The organism is Arthrobacter sp. NQ7, assembly GCF_029581595.2.
GTDB classification, from domain to species: domain Bacteria; phylum Actinomycetota; class Actinomycetes; order Actinomycetales; family Micrococcaceae; genus Arthrobacter; species Arthrobacter phenanthrenivorans_B.
Genome location: NZ_JARFXU020000043.1, coordinates 1 through 17,398, shown reverse-complemented (window position 1 = coordinate 17,398; position 17,398 = coordinate 1). Strand labels below are relative to the sequence as shown.

The 17,398-nt window shown below is 61.1% G+C and carries 19 protein-coding genes; 17 read left to right on the top strand and 2 right to left on the bottom strand.

Annotation, left to right across the window (positions count from 1 at the left end):
• Positions 1-340: 340 nt before the first annotated feature.
• From PUN71_RS22710 to PUN71_RS22690, 5 genes are all read left to right on the top strand, one after another.
• Positions 341-1,465: a tyrosine-type recombinase/integrase gene (locus tag PUN71_RS22710; protein ID WP_283532431.1), complete on the top strand. Its 1,125-nt coding sequence runs from the start codon at positions 341-343 to the stop codon at positions 1,463-1,465.
• A complete protein-coding gene (locus tag PUN71_RS22705) occupies positions 1,458-1,811 on the top strand; it encodes a helix-turn-helix domain-containing protein (RefSeq protein WP_277800251.1) in 354 nt (117 codons plus the stop codon). The genes PUN71_RS22710 and PUN71_RS22705 overlap by 8 nt, the downstream gene beginning before the upstream one ends.
• 286 nt (positions 1,812-2,097) lie before the next feature.
• Positions 2,098-3,357, top strand: coding sequence for an SDR family oxidoreductase (locus tag PUN71_RS22700; protein WP_283532430.1), 1,260 nt, complete (start codon positions 2,098-2,100; stop codon positions 3,355-3,357).
• A gap of 25 nt (positions 3,358-3,382) precedes the next feature.
• Entirely contained in the window at positions 3,383-4,138 is a 756-nt protein-coding gene (locus tag PUN71_RS22695; RefSeq protein WP_277800249.1) for an SDR family NAD(P)-dependent oxidoreductase, read from the top strand.
• A complete protein-coding gene (locus tag PUN71_RS22690; protein WP_277800248.1) occupies positions 4,135-5,187 on the top strand; it encodes an NADH:flavin oxidoreductase/NADH oxidase in 1,053 nt (350 codons plus the stop codon). The genes PUN71_RS22695 and PUN71_RS22690 overlap by 4 nt, the downstream gene beginning before the upstream one ends.
• A gap of 420 nt (positions 5,188-5,607) precedes the next feature.
• Here the strand turns inward: PUN71_RS22690 and PUN71_RS22685 are convergent, their stop codons facing one another.
• Positions 5,608-6,561: an AraC-like ligand-binding domain-containing protein gene (locus PUN71_RS22685; RefSeq protein WP_277800247.1), complete on the bottom strand. Its 954-nt coding sequence runs from the start codon at positions 6,559-6,561 to the stop codon at positions 5,608-5,610.
• A 700-nt stretch (positions 6,562-7,261) separates the two neighbouring features.
• Between PUN71_RS22685 and PUN71_RS22680 the strand changes: the two genes are divergently transcribed.
• Positions 7,262-7,498: a pyrroline-5-carboxylate reductase dimerization domain-containing protein gene (locus PUN71_RS22680; protein ID WP_349361826.1), complete on the top strand. Its 237-nt coding sequence runs from the start codon at positions 7,262-7,264 to the stop codon at positions 7,496-7,498.
• A gap of 69 nt (positions 7,499-7,567) precedes the next feature.
• Here the strand turns inward: PUN71_RS22680 and PUN71_RS22675 are convergent, their stop codons facing one another.
• Positions 7,568-8,479, bottom strand: coding sequence for a LysR family transcriptional regulator (locus tag PUN71_RS22675; RefSeq protein WP_277800245.1), 912 nt, complete (start codon positions 8,477-8,479; stop codon positions 7,568-7,570).
• Between the two features lie 224 nt (positions 8,480-8,703).
• Between PUN71_RS22675 and PUN71_RS22670 the strand changes: the two genes are divergently transcribed.
• The 11 genes from PUN71_RS22670 to PUN71_RS23240 all read left to right on the top strand — a co-directional run.
• Positions 8,704-9,498: an amino acid ABC transporter ATP-binding protein gene (locus tag PUN71_RS22670; RefSeq protein ID WP_502861352.1), complete on the top strand. Its 795-nt coding sequence runs from the start codon at positions 8,704-8,706 to the stop codon at positions 9,496-9,498.
• 5 nt (positions 9,499-9,503) lie between these two features.
• Positions 9,504-10,139 carry an amino acid ABC transporter permease gene (locus PUN71_RS22665; RefSeq protein WP_277800244.1) on the top strand — a complete coding sequence of 212 codons (636 nt, stop codon included), beginning with the start codon at positions 9,504-9,506 and terminating at the stop codon, positions 10,137-10,139.
• Complete coding sequence (locus PUN71_RS22660) at positions 10,139-10,792, top strand: amino acid ABC transporter permease (protein WP_277800243.1); 654 nt, start codon at positions 10,139-10,141, stop codon at positions 10,790-10,792. The genes PUN71_RS22665 and PUN71_RS22660 overlap by 1 nt, the downstream gene beginning before the upstream one ends.
• A 25-nt stretch (positions 10,793-10,817) precedes the next feature.
• Positions 10,818-11,684 carry an ABC transporter substrate-binding protein gene (locus tag PUN71_RS22655; RefSeq protein WP_277800242.1) on the top strand — a complete coding sequence of 289 codons (867 nt, stop codon included), beginning with the start codon at positions 10,818-10,820 and terminating at the stop codon, positions 11,682-11,684.
• Between the two features lie 82 nt (positions 11,685-11,766).
• Positions 11,767-12,504: an SDR family NAD(P)-dependent oxidoreductase gene (locus tag PUN71_RS22650; RefSeq protein WP_277800241.1), complete on the top strand. Its 738-nt coding sequence runs from the start codon at positions 11,767-11,769 to the stop codon at positions 12,502-12,504.
• A gap of 57 nt (positions 12,505-12,561) precedes the next feature.
• On the top strand, positions 12,562-13,857 hold the full coding sequence (locus PUN71_RS22645) for a flavin-containing monooxygenase (RefSeq protein WP_277800240.1): 1,296 nt from the start codon (positions 12,562-12,564) through the stop codon (positions 13,855-13,857).
• Between the two features lie 308 nt (positions 13,858-14,165).
• On the top strand, positions 14,166-15,608 hold the full coding sequence (locus PUN71_RS22640) for an amino acid permease (protein WP_277800239.1): 1,443 nt from the start codon (positions 14,166-14,168) through the stop codon (positions 15,606-15,608).
• A gap of 536 nt (positions 15,609-16,144) precedes the next feature.
• Entirely contained in the window at positions 16,145-16,300 is a 156-nt protein-coding gene (locus tag PUN71_RS22635; protein ID WP_277800238.1) for a hypothetical protein, read from the top strand.
• A gap of 37 nt (positions 16,301-16,337) precedes the next feature.
• On the top strand, positions 16,338-16,505 hold the full coding sequence (locus tag PUN71_RS22630; RefSeq protein ID WP_277800237.1) for a hypothetical protein: 168 nt from the start codon (positions 16,338-16,340) through the stop codon (positions 16,503-16,505).
• 17 nt (positions 16,506-16,522) lie between these two features.
• The gene (locus PUN71_RS22625; RefSeq protein WP_277800236.1) at positions 16,523-17,242 is read left to right on the top strand and encodes an SDR family NAD(P)-dependent oxidoreductase; all 720 of its coding nucleotides are present in this window, start codon (positions 16,523-16,525) and stop codon (positions 17,240-17,242) included.
• A gap of 50 nt (positions 17,243-17,292) precedes the next feature.
• A partial coding sequence (locus PUN71_RS23240; protein WP_502861350.1) for an NAD(P)-binding protein occupies positions 17,293-17,398 on the top strand: 106 nt, incomplete at its 3' end.

Here is a 17,398-nt window from a genome sequence, read left to right as displayed (position 1 = left end):
CCCTGCGCCCACTGTGTACGAAGTGTTTCCGCAGGTCACGGGCACTTTTCAAAGATGAATGACTGCGTGGCAGCAAGTCCCAGGCGGAGGAGGGGTGATCATGCATCAGATGCAATAATCACTATTCGACTTTACATAACGTCCATTATCGGCGTTTAAACCACGGGAGTAGAGGTAGCTGCGAGAACTCCCGCCAATTGGCGTATCAGACGTTTCCGCAGGTCAGATGAGGTTTGTTCTCCAGCCGTATGTCAGTGACGTTCTCCGGATTTGCTGCGTAGAACGCTGAAGCTATAGGTTTCCTGCATCTAATGCATGTTTCCGTGGTTTAGGGGTTGCAGTGAGTGGTGTCGTTACCGGTTTCGTTCCGCGGATGCTGGTGGATCCGGACATCGGTCTGTTCAGAGCTGATGAGCGGGCTTTCACCGCGATGCTTGATGGTTGGCGCGCGCAGATGCTGGCCCGTGGGCTGACGACCCAGACCATCAAACAGCGCTGCCAGCTGCTGGAACGGTTCCAGAAGTTCACAGGCGAGTTTCCGTGGCATTGGGGCCCGGCGGACATTGAGGATTTCCTGGCCGAGCTGCGCTCAGGGGAAAAGCCGATCAGCTTAAAGACTCTGCGTTCGTACGGTAACGCCGTGTCGATGTTCTGCGCTTACCTGACCCATCCTGGTTACGGATGGGGCGAGTTCTGCCAACGAACCTTCGGCGATATATCCAGCCAGATTTGCTTTGAGTGGAACATGCCAAGGCACACCACCGATGACGCGGTGCCGGCACAGAAGAGGTCATTCACCAAGGCGGAACTGCAACGGCTGTTCGATCACATCGACGATCTCGTCGACCGTGAGTACGCCGCCGGCAGCAAGCGGTGGCTGCCCTTGTTCCGCGACTCGGTGGCGTTCAAGGTTTGCTATGCCTATGGTCTTCGCCGACGCGAAATGACCATGCTGGACCTGGAGGACTTCGGCCCCAACCCCCACGTCAGCGACTATGGCCGGTTCGGCGCCCTGCAGGTCCGTTTCGCCAAAGGCGCGGCAGGGTCCGGACCCAGACGGCGCACCGTCCTCACGGTTCCGGAGTTTGATTGGGTCGTGGACCAGCTGAAGACCTGGACATCCGACGGGATGCGGCAGCGGTTCCCAACGGCCGACCGGTCATCGGCTCTTTGGCCCAGCGAGCGTGGAGCCCGGATGTCGCTCGGTTCTTTCGGGGATGCCTTCGCAGCTGCCCGTGACGCCGTCGGACTGCCGAAGGAACTGGGGCTCCACTGCCTTCGGCATTCCTACATGACCCATCTGATCGAAGCCGGCTACGATCCGGCGTTCGTGCAGACCCAGGTCGGCCACTCGTACGCCTCGACCACTGGCCTCTACACGTCGGTATCGTCGGACTTCAAGCAGAAAACCGTGCAGCAGATGATTGCACGTCGCATCGCGAACCTGGAGGACCCAGATGCCTGAACAGCGCCGGATAGGCTACCGCTGGAACCTGCGAGCCCTCATGGCCAAACGCAACCTCTGGAAGACTACCGAACTGATGCCCCTTCTGCGTTCCCGGGGCATCAGCCTCTCCGAAAGCCAGCTTTACCGACTTGTCACGGCGGCGCCGGAACGCATCCCGGCCAGGACCTTCGCGGCACTCTGCGACATCCTGGACTGCACCCCGAACGACCTGTTCGAACCGTTCGTGGAGATGCGCGCCGCGGCGACGGCCAACGCACCGCAACGCAGTGAGGACCTCGGAATCCAGCCCGGTAACCCGATCGCTAAGCGGATCCGCCTCGTCAGTCCCGAGAACGGTGACTAGGCCACGCAAGCCAGAGGATCCCCTCCACTGGCCAGTCCCCTGCGCCCGCTGCCACCAGCACCACCAAACCGTTGCGAGGTGGCCCGACGGCGGAATCTGCGGCTACTGCTACCAACAGGCAAAACGCACCAAAGGCACCTGCGCCTGCGGACATGCGGGCGTCCTGCCGGGCCTCATCGATGAACAGCCCGCTTGCCGCCAGTGCTCGGGAGTTCGGCTCAACGTCGACTGCCAGGCCTGCGGAGCAGAAGACGAACTCCACAGCGGGGGACGCTGCTGGAAATGCGTGCTCGCAACAGTTGTCCATGAGGTCCTCGCAAACCCATCAACAGGAGAAATTGCCCCGAGCCTGATTCCGCTCGCCACGGCGTTGAAGTCTATGAAACGCGCCAACAGCGGCATCACCTGGATCCAGCAAAAGCACGTCACCGCCTTCCTCCGAAACCTCGCCATCGCACCAAAGATCACCCATGAAAGCTTCGACGAATTACCCGACTCGCGGACCCGTGAATACGTCCGCGGCCTCCTAACCGAATACGGCGTTCTCCCCCGCAGGGACGAACTCCGCAGCCGTTACGAGATCTGGTCTGCACAAGCCCTCGACCGAATCGACAACCCTGAGAACCGCGACATCATCCGTCGCTACATCCGCTGGCATCATCTACGCCGAATGAACCAGATGGACGAGGTCACCCGCGGCGCTTTCCTCCGAGCCAAGCAGCAAGTGACCGTCGCCATCGACCTGCTCAACTGGCTCACCGGCCACGGCGCCAGTCTCGCCGGGCTGACCCAAGCACACCTCGACCTCTGGCAAGCAGAAGGACCCACCACCAGGCGCATCGCTGAACACTTTCTGAAATGGGCCATCAAGAACAAGGCCGCTCCTGCAGGGCTGACCATCACCTCGCATCGTCGTGGAACGAGCGCCAAACTCGATAAGACAGGGCAGGATGAAGCCTTGAAACGCGTGCTCCACGCTGGCGGACAAATCGAAGCACGGGATCAGGCCGCCGCGATCCTCGTCCTCGTCCTCGTCTTCGGGCAACAGGCCGAACGCATTGCGCAGCTCACGTGGGAAGACGTGACGGTCACCGAAGAACTCGTCACCGTCCAGCTCGGATCAATAAATATCGCCCTGCCAGCCCCGCTGGATGAGCCCTGGCGGGACCTGGCTGAGAACCCAACGCACGGCCTCACGGCCGCGCATCCCAACAGCAGCTGGGTCTTCCCAGGACGATCGCCGGAGAAACACATCAACCCTGGTCACCTAACCCAACGCCTGGCCCGGATCTTCAGCACCCGCGCCGCGCGGCTCGGAACACTCCACGAACTCACCAAACTCGCCCCCGTTGCCATCATCGACGAGACCCTTGGCTACTCCCCCACCACCATCGAACGCCATGCCACCGACTCCGCTGCAAACCCTTCCAAGCGGGCGGCACAACCGGAAGAGATTGCAAACGGAATCGTCTGGCTGCTGTCAGACGAGGCCTCGTTCGTTTCCGGCGGCGGGATCAACATCGACGGCGCCTACCTGGCTCAATGATTCACCGATTACCAAAGGAACTACAATGACGAAAATTGGTCTTGTAACGGGCGGCGGATCCGGCATTGGTCGGGCTACCGCCCACCTACTCGCCTCGCGCGACCATCACGTGATCGTCGCCGATATGAACAAGGAGAACGCCGACAAAGTTGTCGAGGAGATTCACAGCTCCGGATTGACCGCCACGGGCAAGCATCTGGACGTCACCGACGACGCTGCTGTCGCCGGTCTGTTCACGGAAATCAAGAAAGAATTCGGGCGACTGGACAGTGCCGTCAACAACGCAGGCATCACAGGTCCCATTGGACCGGTGCACGAGTTCGATCTGGATGCGGCCAACGCGATCATTGACGTGGATTTGATCTCCGTTTTTGTCTGCCTGCAGCAGGAAATCCGGATCATGCAGGAGCAGGGGTCCGGCAGCATCGTCAGCCTCAGCTCCATTTGGGGGCTTACTGCCGGGGCGAACTATGCCGCCTACTCAGCAGCGAAGCATGGCGTCTCAGGCCTGACCCGCGCTGCTGCGCTGGAGACTGCCGGGCTGGGGATCAGGATCAATGCCATCTGCCCCGGCTTTACACTGACACCAATGATCACGGACCAGGGCCTTCGGCTCCAGCGCGGCACCGACGAGTTCAAGGCCGCCGGCTCGTTCCACCCGATGGGTAGGATGGGTGAACCCGAGGAGATGGCAGCCTCCATTTGCTGGCTCCTTGGTGACGAGGCCAGCTTCGTGACCGGACACATGCTGTCCGTCGACGGCGGGTTCGTGGCACAGTGACGACCGACAGCTTGCTCTTCACCCCCTACAGACTAGGGGGTATGGACCTGAAAAACCGTATCGTCATGTCCCCGATGCTCATGTACCAGGCCGCAAATGACGGGACCGTCACCCCACGCCAGGTGCTTCACTACGGCGCCCGGGCGCTCGGTGGGGTGGGACTGATCATGACCGAGGTCATCGCCGTACACCCGCAGGGACGGATCAGCGAGTCCGATATCGGGCTCTGGTCCGATGAGCACATAGCCGGCGTCCGCCGCATCGTAGATGCCGTCCATGCCTGCGATGCGAAGATCGGAGTCCAGTTGGCCCACTCCGGGCGCAAGGCCCAACTCCCCGGCGGCTGTGTGGCACCCTCACCGATACCTCATTCAGAGGATTCCGCAACGCCGGCTGAACTGACCACAGAGGAAGTCCGCCACCTCGTTCAGTACTACGGTGCGGCCGCTGTCCGCGCAGATCAGGCCGAAGTTGACTGCATTCAAATCCACGCCGCCCACGGCTATCTCATTCACGAATTCCTCGCGCCAATGTCCAACCAACGAAGCGATGAGTACGGTGGCAGCCTGGAAAACCGGGCCCGGTTCCTTCTCGAAGTGGTGCGGAAGGTCCGAGAGGCCCTTCCAGCCTCCAAACCGCTGCTGGTCCGGTTCTCCGGAACCGACCTGATCGAAGGTGGCGTCACTGCGGACGAAGCCGCCCAACTCGCGAAATGGCTCGAGGCCGAAGGAGCCGATCTACTGGAAGTCACGTCCGGAAACATCACCAGCCTTTACGGCGGGGATGTCTACCCCGGATACCAGGTCAAATTCGTCCAAGACATCCGACGCCAATCTTCGCTGCCGCTGGCCTCGGTCGGATCCATCCACTCCGCTGACCTCGCCGAGTATCTCCTGCGTGACGGAGGCATCGATCTGGTCTTCATCGGCCGGGCATTGCTGCGCGACCCGTTCTGGCCCATTCATGCAGCCGCGGACATGGGAATGGAGCCACCATTGCCAATTCCGACTTACACGAGGTCCACCGGCCCGTACCACCGCGGCTTCTGATCGTCCCACCAATAAGGAACAACGATGTTCAACAAGGCTTAGCTCGCGCTGACTATAGCGATCGCGCAGCCGGCGCATCGCCCACCCTCATGTCTGGCTGCAGTGTGCCGCCGCCGCGGCGCCCGCTACCACCGCAGGTCCCGCATCTGTCGACGGCCGAAACGGGCGGTATACAGTCGTCGTCACTTCGCCGTCATCCTCGGCCTGACGCTCGGGTAACTGCCGGAGAAGACCCGCCTCGGATTTGCATCCTCCGGGCAACCGGAGCGCATAGACGCGGATCACCAATGTGTTCAATGAAGCCACGCTGCTCATGGCGCTTTCGTGCCGCCGCTTTCGTTGCGGGCGGACCGCAACCCACGAGTTCTATGAAGGCGGCTCCCTGCACTCGCACAGTGTAGGGAGCGTCCTCGTTTCCTTTCAGCCAGTCCGATGAAACGGTCGTCCTAGGGCCAACACTTCACTTGGCCGAATGCCGAACTTGGCCCTAAACACGCGGCTAAAGTGCGAAAGATCCGAGAATCCATACTCCATCGCCACATCAGATACCGACCTCGTCCGCCCTTCGGACAGCGCCCGCTGACAGGCTATTAGCCTTTCGTCCAAAAGCCATCGCATGGCTGATTCCCCTTCACGTGCAAACAGCCTGTTTAGTGTCCTCACGCTGATGTTCAAGGCGGCAGCGACTCGTGCTGCGCCAAGGGCTGAATCCGCAATGTTCGCACGCATAACGGTTTTCGCCCGAGCCAGCCTTTCCGCGTTCTCGTCAACAGCGCACGCCCCATCTACCTCTGAAAGCGCCAAAGCAACTACATCCAAGATGGCCGAGTCCAGTCCGGCCCTGGCATGCGGGGACAGGTTCTCAGCCTCACGAGCGAGTCCCCGCAAATAGGAACCGGCGAGCCGCCCAATCGAAGAACGGCCGGACAACCGGACCGCGCTGACGGCAGATGGAGAAGTTACCCTGGATGCGAGAGCCGCACGAGGAATCTTCAAAATCAACTCCCTGTATCCTTCAAGGAAGTTCAGCTTGTAGGGGCTGCCGGTGTCATAGAGCACCAGGTCGCCGCTCTTGAGCAGGGCTTGCCGGTCAAACTGTTCAGCGACACACGAACCCGACATCTTGAGGCTCAACAGCAGGTCATCGGCCGGAGCGCGTGAAATATGCAGATTCGACCGCTCATATGTAGCCGGCGGCGAGTCGACCCGGGACAGCTCACAGCGGCCAAGCTTCACCAAAGACAGCCGAGCTGAAAAGTCAGTCTCGCGATCAACGGAAATCGACAAGCCCGCATACGTGGACGTAACCACGTACTCCCAATCCTCAAGAGACTTCCAACCAGCCACTGCCCGAGGGCGGCCATCCGCCACCATAACCAGAATTCCTGCACCTTCCTAGCGACGTGCAAGGAACTAATGCGGCCTTACACGTATCGTGTTCCACGTCACACGACGACTGCTCTTCAGCCTAGGTGTCCAGACGCTTCCTGGACAATGCCAGGCAGCACGCTCGACTGCATTTCACCCGGTTCAAACTGCACTTGGCATGAGCATCAACTGCTTCCCGAAGCAGGAGGCGTGGCCGATCGTCAACGGCGTCCGGACCCACACACGCACTCTCTTCTTTGCGCAACACGGTGGTCCGCTTCATCTCACCGCCCCCCCACCGGCAGCCGCTTCGTGGTCAGCGTCCCCTTGGGGCCCATGAAAGTTGGAGGGCAGCCCCCCGCGTGGCAACTCAGCGTGACAACAGCGATGCCGGACTTCCCTCCGGATCGAATGGGTGGCATCGAGGGCAAGATTCTCGAAGGAGACGCCTTCGGGAGTTCGGGGAGGATCTGGCTTAGCAAACTCTAGCTCCTGCTAAGACGGGTCGTCGGTAGACGGGAGAATCGTGGCACCTGTGGGAGGCCGGAGAGCTCTTCAATATCCAGACCGAGTGCCCAGCTTCCGGGGCACCGTTCCAGCATCACTAGAAGTGGACTGAATCAACTTGGTGAATGAACTTCCTGTCAGTGAGGAAACGGTCAAGGTTATCTGTGAACCGCTCACTAATGAGTCTGTTTAGGCGGAACTGGCGGTTCTCTTGGCCCGCGAGACGGTGGCCGGGGCCAGCCTGATGCTAGCTGAGCCCGCATCGGATGCCTCTGCCCTGCGCAAGGACATGGCCCCTCCCGCCAGCCTTACCGTCCGTGCTCTCGCGGTTTTCGACGAACGCGGCGTTACGGACATCATTGCTGAAGGCGCCCGCGCGACCGTGGACCGGTCGGCCGAGGTCGCGCGGATCGTCAGCGCGACGCCCCGCCCTTAGCGCCGGACCGAGCAGGAAGCCTGCACCGGGCTTTTCCTGGCCCGGTGGTCGCGCTCCGGCCCCGGCGCGTCAGACGGGCTGGTATTCGCGGTGGAGCATTCGCATGTGCTCCTCGGCAAGTTTGATCATGGCCTTGGTGGCAGGGGAAAGAGTAGTCGGATCCCGGCTAATGACGGCGAAGGTCTCAATAAGAGGAGGATCCAGGCTGACATGGTTCAGTCGGTTAGTGTAGCCAAGCGCTTCTGCCACTGGAACTGATGCTACGGCCGCGGCAGTGCCGCTGGCGGCGATAGCGAGGGCAGCTGCCCCAGTTTCGACCTCAATGTCCGGGACAAAGGGTTTCCCCAGAGCTTGGGCCCGTTCGCTCAGCTGGCGCCGAGTCGGGTCGTTTTGGGCCCAACCGGAGTCGGGCAGCACCAACGGACGCTGCAGCAGACCTTCGATGGTCACAGGCTCGGTGAGCACCGGCTTGGTATGGAAATAGGCCGCTTCACATGACCACAGGACGTCGCTCATGGTCAGCCCTCGGGCGTCGATAGGCAGGGCGACGACGCCGGCTTCCAGCCTTCCGGAGCGCACCATGTCAGCTACCTGGGCAGAGTTTGAACCAATGACGCGGACGTGAATGTTCGGATAGAGGGAGCGGAACGCAGGAATCAGGCCGGACAGGACGTATTGTCCGGAATTGAACATCCCGAATGCGACCGTACCTTCCCGACTGTCCCGTATCCCGGAGACGGACTCCATTGCAGCCTCGTAGTCCCGTGCAACTTTCCGAGCATGCGGCAGGAACCGCTGCCCCGCCTCCGTCAGAGTCAGGCCCTGCTTCGCGCGCGTAAATAGGGGCACTCCCACGCTTTGCTCAAGCTTCCGGATCTGCTCCGAAAGCGTCGGCTGCGAGATGCCTAGCTCCTCGGCAGCCTGCGTCAATGAACCAGCCGCTGTAGCGGCCAGGAAGTAGTTGACCTGGAGCATTGTCATGCGGGATTCAGCCTCTGTTTGCGCTTCTAATTGTATCCATCATATAGGTCAATACCTGTTTTTCATAGTCATAACCTATATTTCCTGTGAGTTTCTCGGACTTTTGGTTTGTTTCCGGCAGGCAAAACCCCATCTTTTGGGGGAAATGTCTTGCTATCTCTAGGTGGGACTGATTACATTTTTATATTCCAAAGCTCCTACCTATGGATCTCCTGAGAGGGGAAATGCCAGTGGAAATCGCCCCAGAGCAAACAGCGTCTCCGCCGACGCTTGGCGCAGTGAAGGTCCGCGGCCTGGGCAAGGCCTACGGCAAGAACACGGTGCTGCACGACGTAAATCTTGAAATGAATCAAGGCGAGGTCGTCTCAATCATTGGCCCTTCGGGGGCCGGCAAGAGCACCTTCCTACGGTGCCTGAACTACCTTGAGGTTCCAAACGCGGGCACCATTACCATCGGTGACACCACAGTCAATGCCGGTGAAAAGCGGCCCGACCGCGCCAGCTTGGACCGTCTCCGTCGAGTCACAGGCATGGTGTTCCAAAGCTTCAACCTTTTTCCTCACCTGACTGTGATGGAGAACATCGCCCTCCCGCAAAGGAAGGTTCTGGGGCGCAGCCGCGAGGAGGCGAACAGCGTCGCGAACTCACTGCTCAACAGGGTCGGTCTTGCATCGAAGAGCGACCAGCACCCCTCACGGCTCTCCGGTGGCCAGCAGCAGCGTATTGCCATCGCCCGTGCCCTCGCCCTCTCACCGAAGGTAATGCTCTTCGACGAACCGACATCGGCACTGGACCCCGAACTGGGGTTGGAAGTGCTGGCGGTCATGCGCGACCTCGCCGACGAGGGAATGACCATGATCGTGGTTACGCACGAGATGCACTTCGCCCGCGACGTATCCGACCGTGTCATGGTGATGGCCGACGGGGGTGTGCTCGAACTGGGACCCAGCGAACAGGTTATGACCGCACCCACCCATGAACGCACAAAGAAGTTCCTGCGGGCGGTTCTGGACAGGTGATAAATATGCTCGCCCAAGTCTCCTCCGGAATTGGCATGACCCTTCTGATCACCGGGGCGTCCCTGCTGATCGGAGCCCTCCTGGGCATCCCGCTGGTAACTGCCCGCCGATCGCCCTGGTCACCGCTGCGGATCGCGGCCACGCTTTACATTGACGTTGTCCGGGCCATCCCACCCATCACCTGGATTTTCCTGATTTACTTCGGCCTCCCCCAGTACGCCCTTCGCCTGGACTCGACGTCCGCATCCATTATCGGGTTCTCCGTCATAGCCTCGGCCTACATGGCCGAAACCTACCGATCCGGGCTCCTGAGCATCCCCAAAGGGCAATGGGAAGCGGCCACGGCGCTCGGCATGAAATTCCTGCCCAAGACCCGCTACGTCATCACCCCCCAAGCATTCAAAGTGACTCTGCCAGCCATCGCCGCTTACGCCATCGCCCTCCTGAAAGACTCCGCACTGGCGTCCACTATCGGTGGCCATGAAATTACCTACCAGGCCGGCCTTGTCTCCCGGGCAACCCACCAGGGGCTGCTCGCGTTCAGTATTGCCGGTCTGCTCTACATCGCCATGAGCGTCCCGCTCGCCATAGCCGCCCGCCGGATCGACCGCACCCTCCGTCAAAAGCTTGAGGTGGCATGATGACCCTTCTTGACCAATGGATCAGCTGGCTTCCGGCGCTCTCCCCCGGACTTGGCGTAAGCCTCACACTGACGGGCTTGTGCCTGCTCTTCGGAATGCCGCTCGGACTCGTCCTTGCCCTCGCCATCGAAGGGCCGATCGTTCCGCTGAGGAGTGCGGCCCTCGTGGTAGTCGAAATCGGCCGCGGTGCCCCCGCACTCGTCCTCCTCTATCTGCTCTACTTCGGGCTTCCGGAGAGCGGCGTTGCTCTCCCCGCCTTCGCGACCGGTGTGATTTCGCTGTCCTGGACCACCGGAGCTTACGCCAGCGAGCTCTTCCGCGCCGGGCTCGCAGCTGTACCGGCCGGACAGCGTGAGGCCGCCATCACCTCCGGCCTCCGCGGATGGTCCGGCTTCCGTTACATCGTCCTCCCCCAGGCAGTCAGGATCTCCACCCCTCCCCTGGCCAGCCTCGCCGTCACGATCTTCCAGACCAGTTCCCTGGCCTTCGTCATCGCGGTCCCTGAACTGATGTCGAAGGCTTACGCCCTGGGTTCCGTTACGTTCGAATACCTCAGCGTCTTCGGCCTGACCGCCGTCCTCTACGGCTCCATCACCATCATCGCCCTGGCCTTTGTTCGCCTCGCCGAGCGCCGGCTCAACCGACACATCTAATCCACCCCAACACAAAGGACGCATCATGAACCCCACCAGCTCCCGTGCCCGCTACGGCGCTGCCGCCGCTGTAGCCTTTGCAGGCCTGGCACTCGCACTGTCCGGCTGCGGCAGCAACGCCGGTGCGGCTGCCGATCCATCCTGCACACCGAAGCACCAGTTCTCAACCATCAATCCAGGTACTCTCACCGTTGCTGCCTACGACTTTGCCCCCCACTTGAAGATCGACGGAAACCAGATCTCCGGTGTTGAGGGTGACCTGCTCAACGAGATCGCCAAACGCGAATGCCTTACCGTGACCGTCGAGTCCTCGGGAGGTGCCGGCGCCGCGATCCCAGCCGTCCAGGCCGGTCGGGCAGACCTGGCAGCGGCAGACTGGTGGCGGACCAAGGCCCGAGCCAAGGTTGTCGCCCTGAGCAACCCTGTCTACCTCGACCAGGGTGCGCTCGTTTCCGTTGCCGGCTACAAGACCATCGCCGAACTCGACGGCAAGAAGATTGGTTCCGTCGCCGGTAACCTCTGGAACGATGAGTTCGCCCAGGTGTTCGGCGACAAGTTCTCCGTGTACCAGGACCCGGAAGCCGTGTTCGGCGACCTCGCGGCCGGCCGCATCGACGCGGTCATCGACAGTGTCGGCGCCACTACAGCCCGATTTGAATCTAACCCTATTAAGGGCGCCCAGATCGTGCCTCTGCAGCCCGATTCCCGCATTCCCGTCACCGCGCACCCTGGCCAGCTGAACTGGCCGACCAAGCTCGACAACAACAACCTCACTAATGCGCTCAACGAAAACATCGAAGAGCTCCGCAAAGACGGAACCATCGCAAGCCTGCTGAAGAAATACGGCATGGATCCCAGCGCCGCAGAAGTCGGCGAGCCGGGAATGCTCTAACCACCCCCCCAATACCCGCGAGGCTTGGTGCCGGTACCCGGCACCAGGCCTCGCAACATCCACTACTTAGGGAACATCTGAAATGAACGAAACCATTGGACGCGTCGCTCTCGTAACCGGCGGCGCACGAGGCCAGGGCGCCGCCCATGCCGAAGCCCTGGCAGCTGCGGGCATGCGCGTCGTCATCGCCGACGTCCGTGACGAGGATGGCGAAAAAACCGTTGCGGAGCTGAACAACAAGAACCTGTCCGTGCGCTACCTCCACCTCGACGTCACGGACGAGGTTGCCTGGGCCCGCGCCGTCGCCGACATCGAACATCACGAAGGCGGACTCGACGCCTTGGTTAACAACGCCGGCATCATCCGCGTCACTCCGCTTAATGAACTGCAGTTGAGCGAGTGGGAGCTGCTCCAGAAGGTGAACACGGCATCCGTCCTGCTGGGCATGAAAGCCGCGTTCCCGGCCATGGCCCGGCGCGGCGGGGGAACGATCATCAACATCGCCTCCACTGCGGCACACCGCGGAGCGGAAGCCTACGGTGCCTACTCTGCATCCAAGGCCGCTGTCCTCGCCCTCACCCGGGCGGGCGCCCTCGAATACGCCCCTCACAACATTCGGGTTAACTCCATCAGCCCCGGCGGTGTCGAAACACCGATGAACGACGACGAGCCGGCCGGCGGCACCTCCTCCAGCGCTCCGCTGGGCCGGCGCGCACGGCCAGAAGAGATATCTCCCATGGTCGTCTTCCTCGCCACCGATGCCTCCTCGTACGCCACCGGCGCCGACTTCCTGATTGACGGTGGAGTCACGGTCAGGTGATCCAGTCCGGGACTGCCCCGGTAACGCTCACTCATTAGAAGAAGGAACACCACGACCATGACCCGCTATTGTGTCGTCGGCGCCGGCGCCGCCGGAATCTCCGCACTCGAACAGCTCCGCGAAGCCGGATACCGGGTGGACTGCTACGAAAAGACCGATCGTGTTGGAGGCCATTGGCAGAGGGACTACGACGCGCTTCATCTCATCACCTCCCGGGACATGACCCACTTCGAGGATTACCCGATGCCGACGGAGTATCCCCACTTCCCCCGCCGCGACCAGGTCCGCAGCTACCTCGAGTCGTACGCCCGGGATAAAGGGCATTACGACATCATCCGGTTCAACACAGCAGTCACCTCGGTGGTCCCCATTCCCACGAAAGGCGCCACCGGTTCTGCCGGCTGGACTGTGACCCTTGAGACCGGGGAAACCATCGACTATGACGGAGTCCTCGTCGCCAACGGCCATCTCTGGGACCAGAAGGTCCCGCAGTTCCCGGGAACGTTTACGGGGAAACAGATCCACTCCGGCTCCTACCGCAACGTCGGCGATGTCGAGGGCGGCCGGGTGCTGGTGGTCGGAGCCGGGAACTCCGGTTGCGACCTCGCAGTCGACGTCGCCCAGCACCGCCTTGAGGCAGACATCGTGATTCGCGAAGGCACCTACTTCCAGCCCAAAACCTACTTTGGGAAGCCCCGCCAGGAGGTGGAGTTCCTCGCCGAATTCTCAGCTGACGAGCAGGACCTCATCGTCCGGCTCCTGGCCCGAGTTTCGATCGGCGAGTGGCTCAACTACCCCGGGATGCCTCAGCCCAAGCACCGCACCCTGGCAGAAGGCAGCACGGTCGTGAATGACCTGCTGCTGTACTGGATCCACCACGGCCGTATCCGGGTGGTGCCCGGGATCGAACGTTTCGACGGCAAGACTGTCCATTTCACGGATGGCACCGCCCGTGAGTACGACACGATTCTCTGGGCTACCGGCTTCCATGCCAGTCTGCCGTTTATCGATGAGTCACTGCTGCGCCGAAGCCGCAACGTTCCGGTTCGCTACGCCGGCGGAATTGTGCCCGAGGGGCTGGAGAAGCTGTATTTCATCGGGATGATCGCCCCGCGCGGACCGCAGATCCCCATCTACGGAGTCCAAACCAAGGCCGCTATCCGCATGATCGCGCTCCAGGAGGCCGCGGCGAAGGACAAGGATGCCGGCATTGGGGCATACCTTTCGGCATTGCAGGAACCCGAAGACCGGATCGACATTGCCGCGTCATTTGGGAAGAACAGATGGCCGACACGCACCGGTTGCTGGACGCTTACTCCCAGGCCCAGAACACCCAGGACCTCGCAAGTGTAAACGCCGGCGAATGATCCGATGCGGTTTGGCTGAGGGCTGGCTCGCGTCGAGGCAGCCCTTGGCCAATCTGCATGGCAATACGACAAAGAACCCAGATAAAATCGATTTGTAGTTCCCTGAAGGTCCAAGCACGATGACATCTGCCTGGGCAGCAGCGCACCAACCGACACCGCCGTGAATATCTCCTCGTCGAAACGAAGACTGCAAAAAGCAATTTCCCTTATCGATTACGGATGGCCGTGCATGGTTGTGACTGCCGCTCCTGGGTATCCCGTCCTTCAACTCCTTCATGGGGAAAGGCACACTCCATGGCACCTCCACCCATTCTCAAAGCAGGGCTCAAACAGCGGCACCTGACCATGATCGCCATGGGCGGGGTCATCGGCGCTGGCCTGTTCATCGGATCGGGCGTCGTCATCAGCGGCGCGGGTCCGGCATCAGTCATTGCTTACGCCGCCACCGGCGTCCTTATCATCCTGATTATGCGGATGCTCGGCGAGATGGCTGTTGCGAACCCTTCCACTGGATCCTTTGCCGACTACGCCCGTAAGGCACTCGGGGGATGGGCCGGATTCGCTGTTGGCTGGCTTTATTGGTACTACTGGGTCGTCGTCGTGGGCTTCGAAGCCATCGCCGGCGCCACCATCATCCAGTTGTGGATCGACCTCCCGCTGTGGCTTATCGCCCTCGTCCTGATGGTCACCATGACAGCGACCAATCTGCTCTCCGTTTCATCCTTTGGCGAATTCGAGTTCTGGTTCGCGGGTATCAAAGTCGCAGCCATCGTCGTCTTCATCGTCCTCGCGAGTCTGTTCGCGTTTGGCGTTTGGCCCGGCAAGCAGGCCGATTTCAGCAACCTGTGGTCCCACGGTGGTTTCATGCCCAACGGCGTGGGGTCGATCTTCAGCTCCGTAGTCGTCGTTATTTTCGCCATGGTTGGCGCAGAAGTCGCCACCATTGCCGCTGCCGAGTCCCCGGACCCGGGCGCGGCCATCGCAAAGGCGACCCGGTCCATCGTCACCCGAATCACGATCTTCTTTGTCCTCTCGATCGTCCTGCTCACCGTCGTTTTGCCTTGGAACGATCCGGCTCTGGCCGCCTCCCCGTTTGCCGCTGCGTTCGACAGGATGGGGATCCCCTTTGCCTCTACGATCATGAACGCAGTCGTTCTGACCGGCGTGCTGTCGGTGCTCAACTCCGGTCTGTACACCGCCTCGCGCATGCTGTTCGTCCTGTCTGCCCGGCGCGAGGCCCCTCTCGCCCTCGTGAAGGTCGGCCGCGCCGGGGTTCCACGGCGGGCGATCCTGCTCTCCTCTGTAGTCGGGTTCCTCTGTGTCATCGCGGCCGCGGCTGCCCCCGAGACAGTCTTCTACTTCCTGATCAACTCCATCGGCCCGATAATCCTCATCATCTATGTCATCATCGCGATCTCCCAGATAGTGCTGCGCCGGCGCACGAGCCCTGGGAAGCTTGTGGTGAAAATGTGGATGTTCCCCTACCTGTCGCTCGTCGCGATCGCGGCAATGATCGCCGTGCTGGCCCAGATGGCTCTTGACCCGAATTTGCGTGTCCAGTTCCTGCTCGCTGTCGGTGCACTGGTCGTAGTGGTGATGGTGTACTTCGTGACCAGACGAACTGCCAAAAACTCATTCTCGGTCCTTCCGGAATACGAAGCCTCAACTTCCGCTGCCACTGGCTCCCGGGTCCTGGACCCAGCCAACGAGACCACCGAAGCAAGCCAATTCAGTTAGGTTCTCAAGCACGAAGCCACTGGGCTTGCTTACCCCGCATGTGTTAAGCAGTTGTCCGGCAGCAACAAAAGCACCCCGAGGCCATAAAGAAGCCCCCATAAGTACCAAGATGACGACGAGAAAGCCTGGCACCGCTGTACGGTGCCAGGCTTTCTTAGCGCATGAGGGGCATCCGAAACGCCCTCTAGGGCGCCGTCCGCTCCCCCGAAACAGAAAAAGACGGGCAAACCTGAGGCAGGGCAGGGGCCAGGCGACATCGAGATGACGTGCAGCACGGCCGGGCGGCAACCCTATGAGCAGGGCGAATTGACCCGGGGAGCAGGAACCCGGACCCAATCTCCGGTGCATGCATCGCTTGCTGTTCCCAGCACAGATCGCTGAGGCCATTACCAATAGTCCATAGGCGAAACCTATAAATATGAACAAAAAATAGCGAAATTGCGAAGAAAAAGTGGCGGGATCTCTTGCTATCCAAAGGTCAAAATGATGAAATATCTATATACCAAGGAAAACGCCTAGGGATAAAGGAGTCTCTCATGGCCACACCACCGACTCTGGCTCTTCGTGGCGGGACGTCCCAGATTGTTGAGATCCCATCGACGCGAATTCAGGAGAATCGCGGCGCTGCCGACCTGCCGATCCTCGATTGCGACGACACCTGCCCCTTCTGCTGGGGCCCCGAAACCGACTGAGCTGCCGAGGGGCAGCTGAATTCAAGGAGCAGTACTGATGGTCAAGGTTCGCAGCATCACGAAAGCTGGCGTGACGGCGAGGTTTGCAGGGGGACGTTTCATCCTCATGCGTGCCGGTACGTCTGAGTTTGTGGCAGTTGAGAGCGTGCCAGGCAACGATCGCGAAATCATTCAGGCCCTCACACAAATTCTCGACCGCTACTAAAGCAGGGCCTAAAAGACATGCAAAAAGAATCCGATCGAGTCGCGCTCGTCACCGGCGCCGGCAGTGGTATGGGCCGCAGCACCGCCGAAGTCTTCCTTCAGGACGGCTGGCACGTCATCGCCGTCGACGTCACCGCCCCTGACTTCAACGGCCACTCGTCCAAGGTCACCCCGCTGGTTGCCGACGTGCGGGACCGCGCGGCACTGGAGGAAAAGCTCGACGGCGTCCTGCCGGACCTGGGCGGCTCCATCCATGCGGTAGCCAACATCGCCGGGGTCTACCCGCCCTCCACCCTGGACACCTATACGGACGAGCTGTACCGCTTAGTCTTCGACGTCAACGTCCTGGGCGTCCTCAACGTTATGGCAGCAGCCAAACGGGCCATGCCCGAAGGGTCGGCAATCGTGAACTTCGCGTCCGTGGACGGTTTTCAGGTCTCCCCCGGCCAACTTGTGTACGGTGCGTCCAAGGCCGCCGTCATCATGATCACCAAGGCAACCGCCCTTGAGCTGGCGGACCGCAGAATTCGCGTCAACGCCATCGCGCCCGGCTGGGTTAACACCCCCGGAAACGCCGCCACCGGCCGCATGGAGGCCGCGGCTTCCGCCATCCCTCTCGGCCGAGTCGCCCAGCCCGAAGAGATCGCCCGGTGGGTCCGGATCCTGGCGGACAACGAAGCCGCGGGCTTCATGACCGGCGAAACAGTCACCCTTTCCGGCGGCGACGTCATCCGGTAACCACCGGACATTTATCCACCCTAGAACTACTACGTGAACGGAACACCCTAATGACCCGTTACTGTGTCATCGGTGCTGGCGCTGCCGGCATCTCAGCACTCCAGCAGCTGCGCCAGGCCGGCTACGACGTCGACTGCTTTGAGAAGAGCAGCCGGG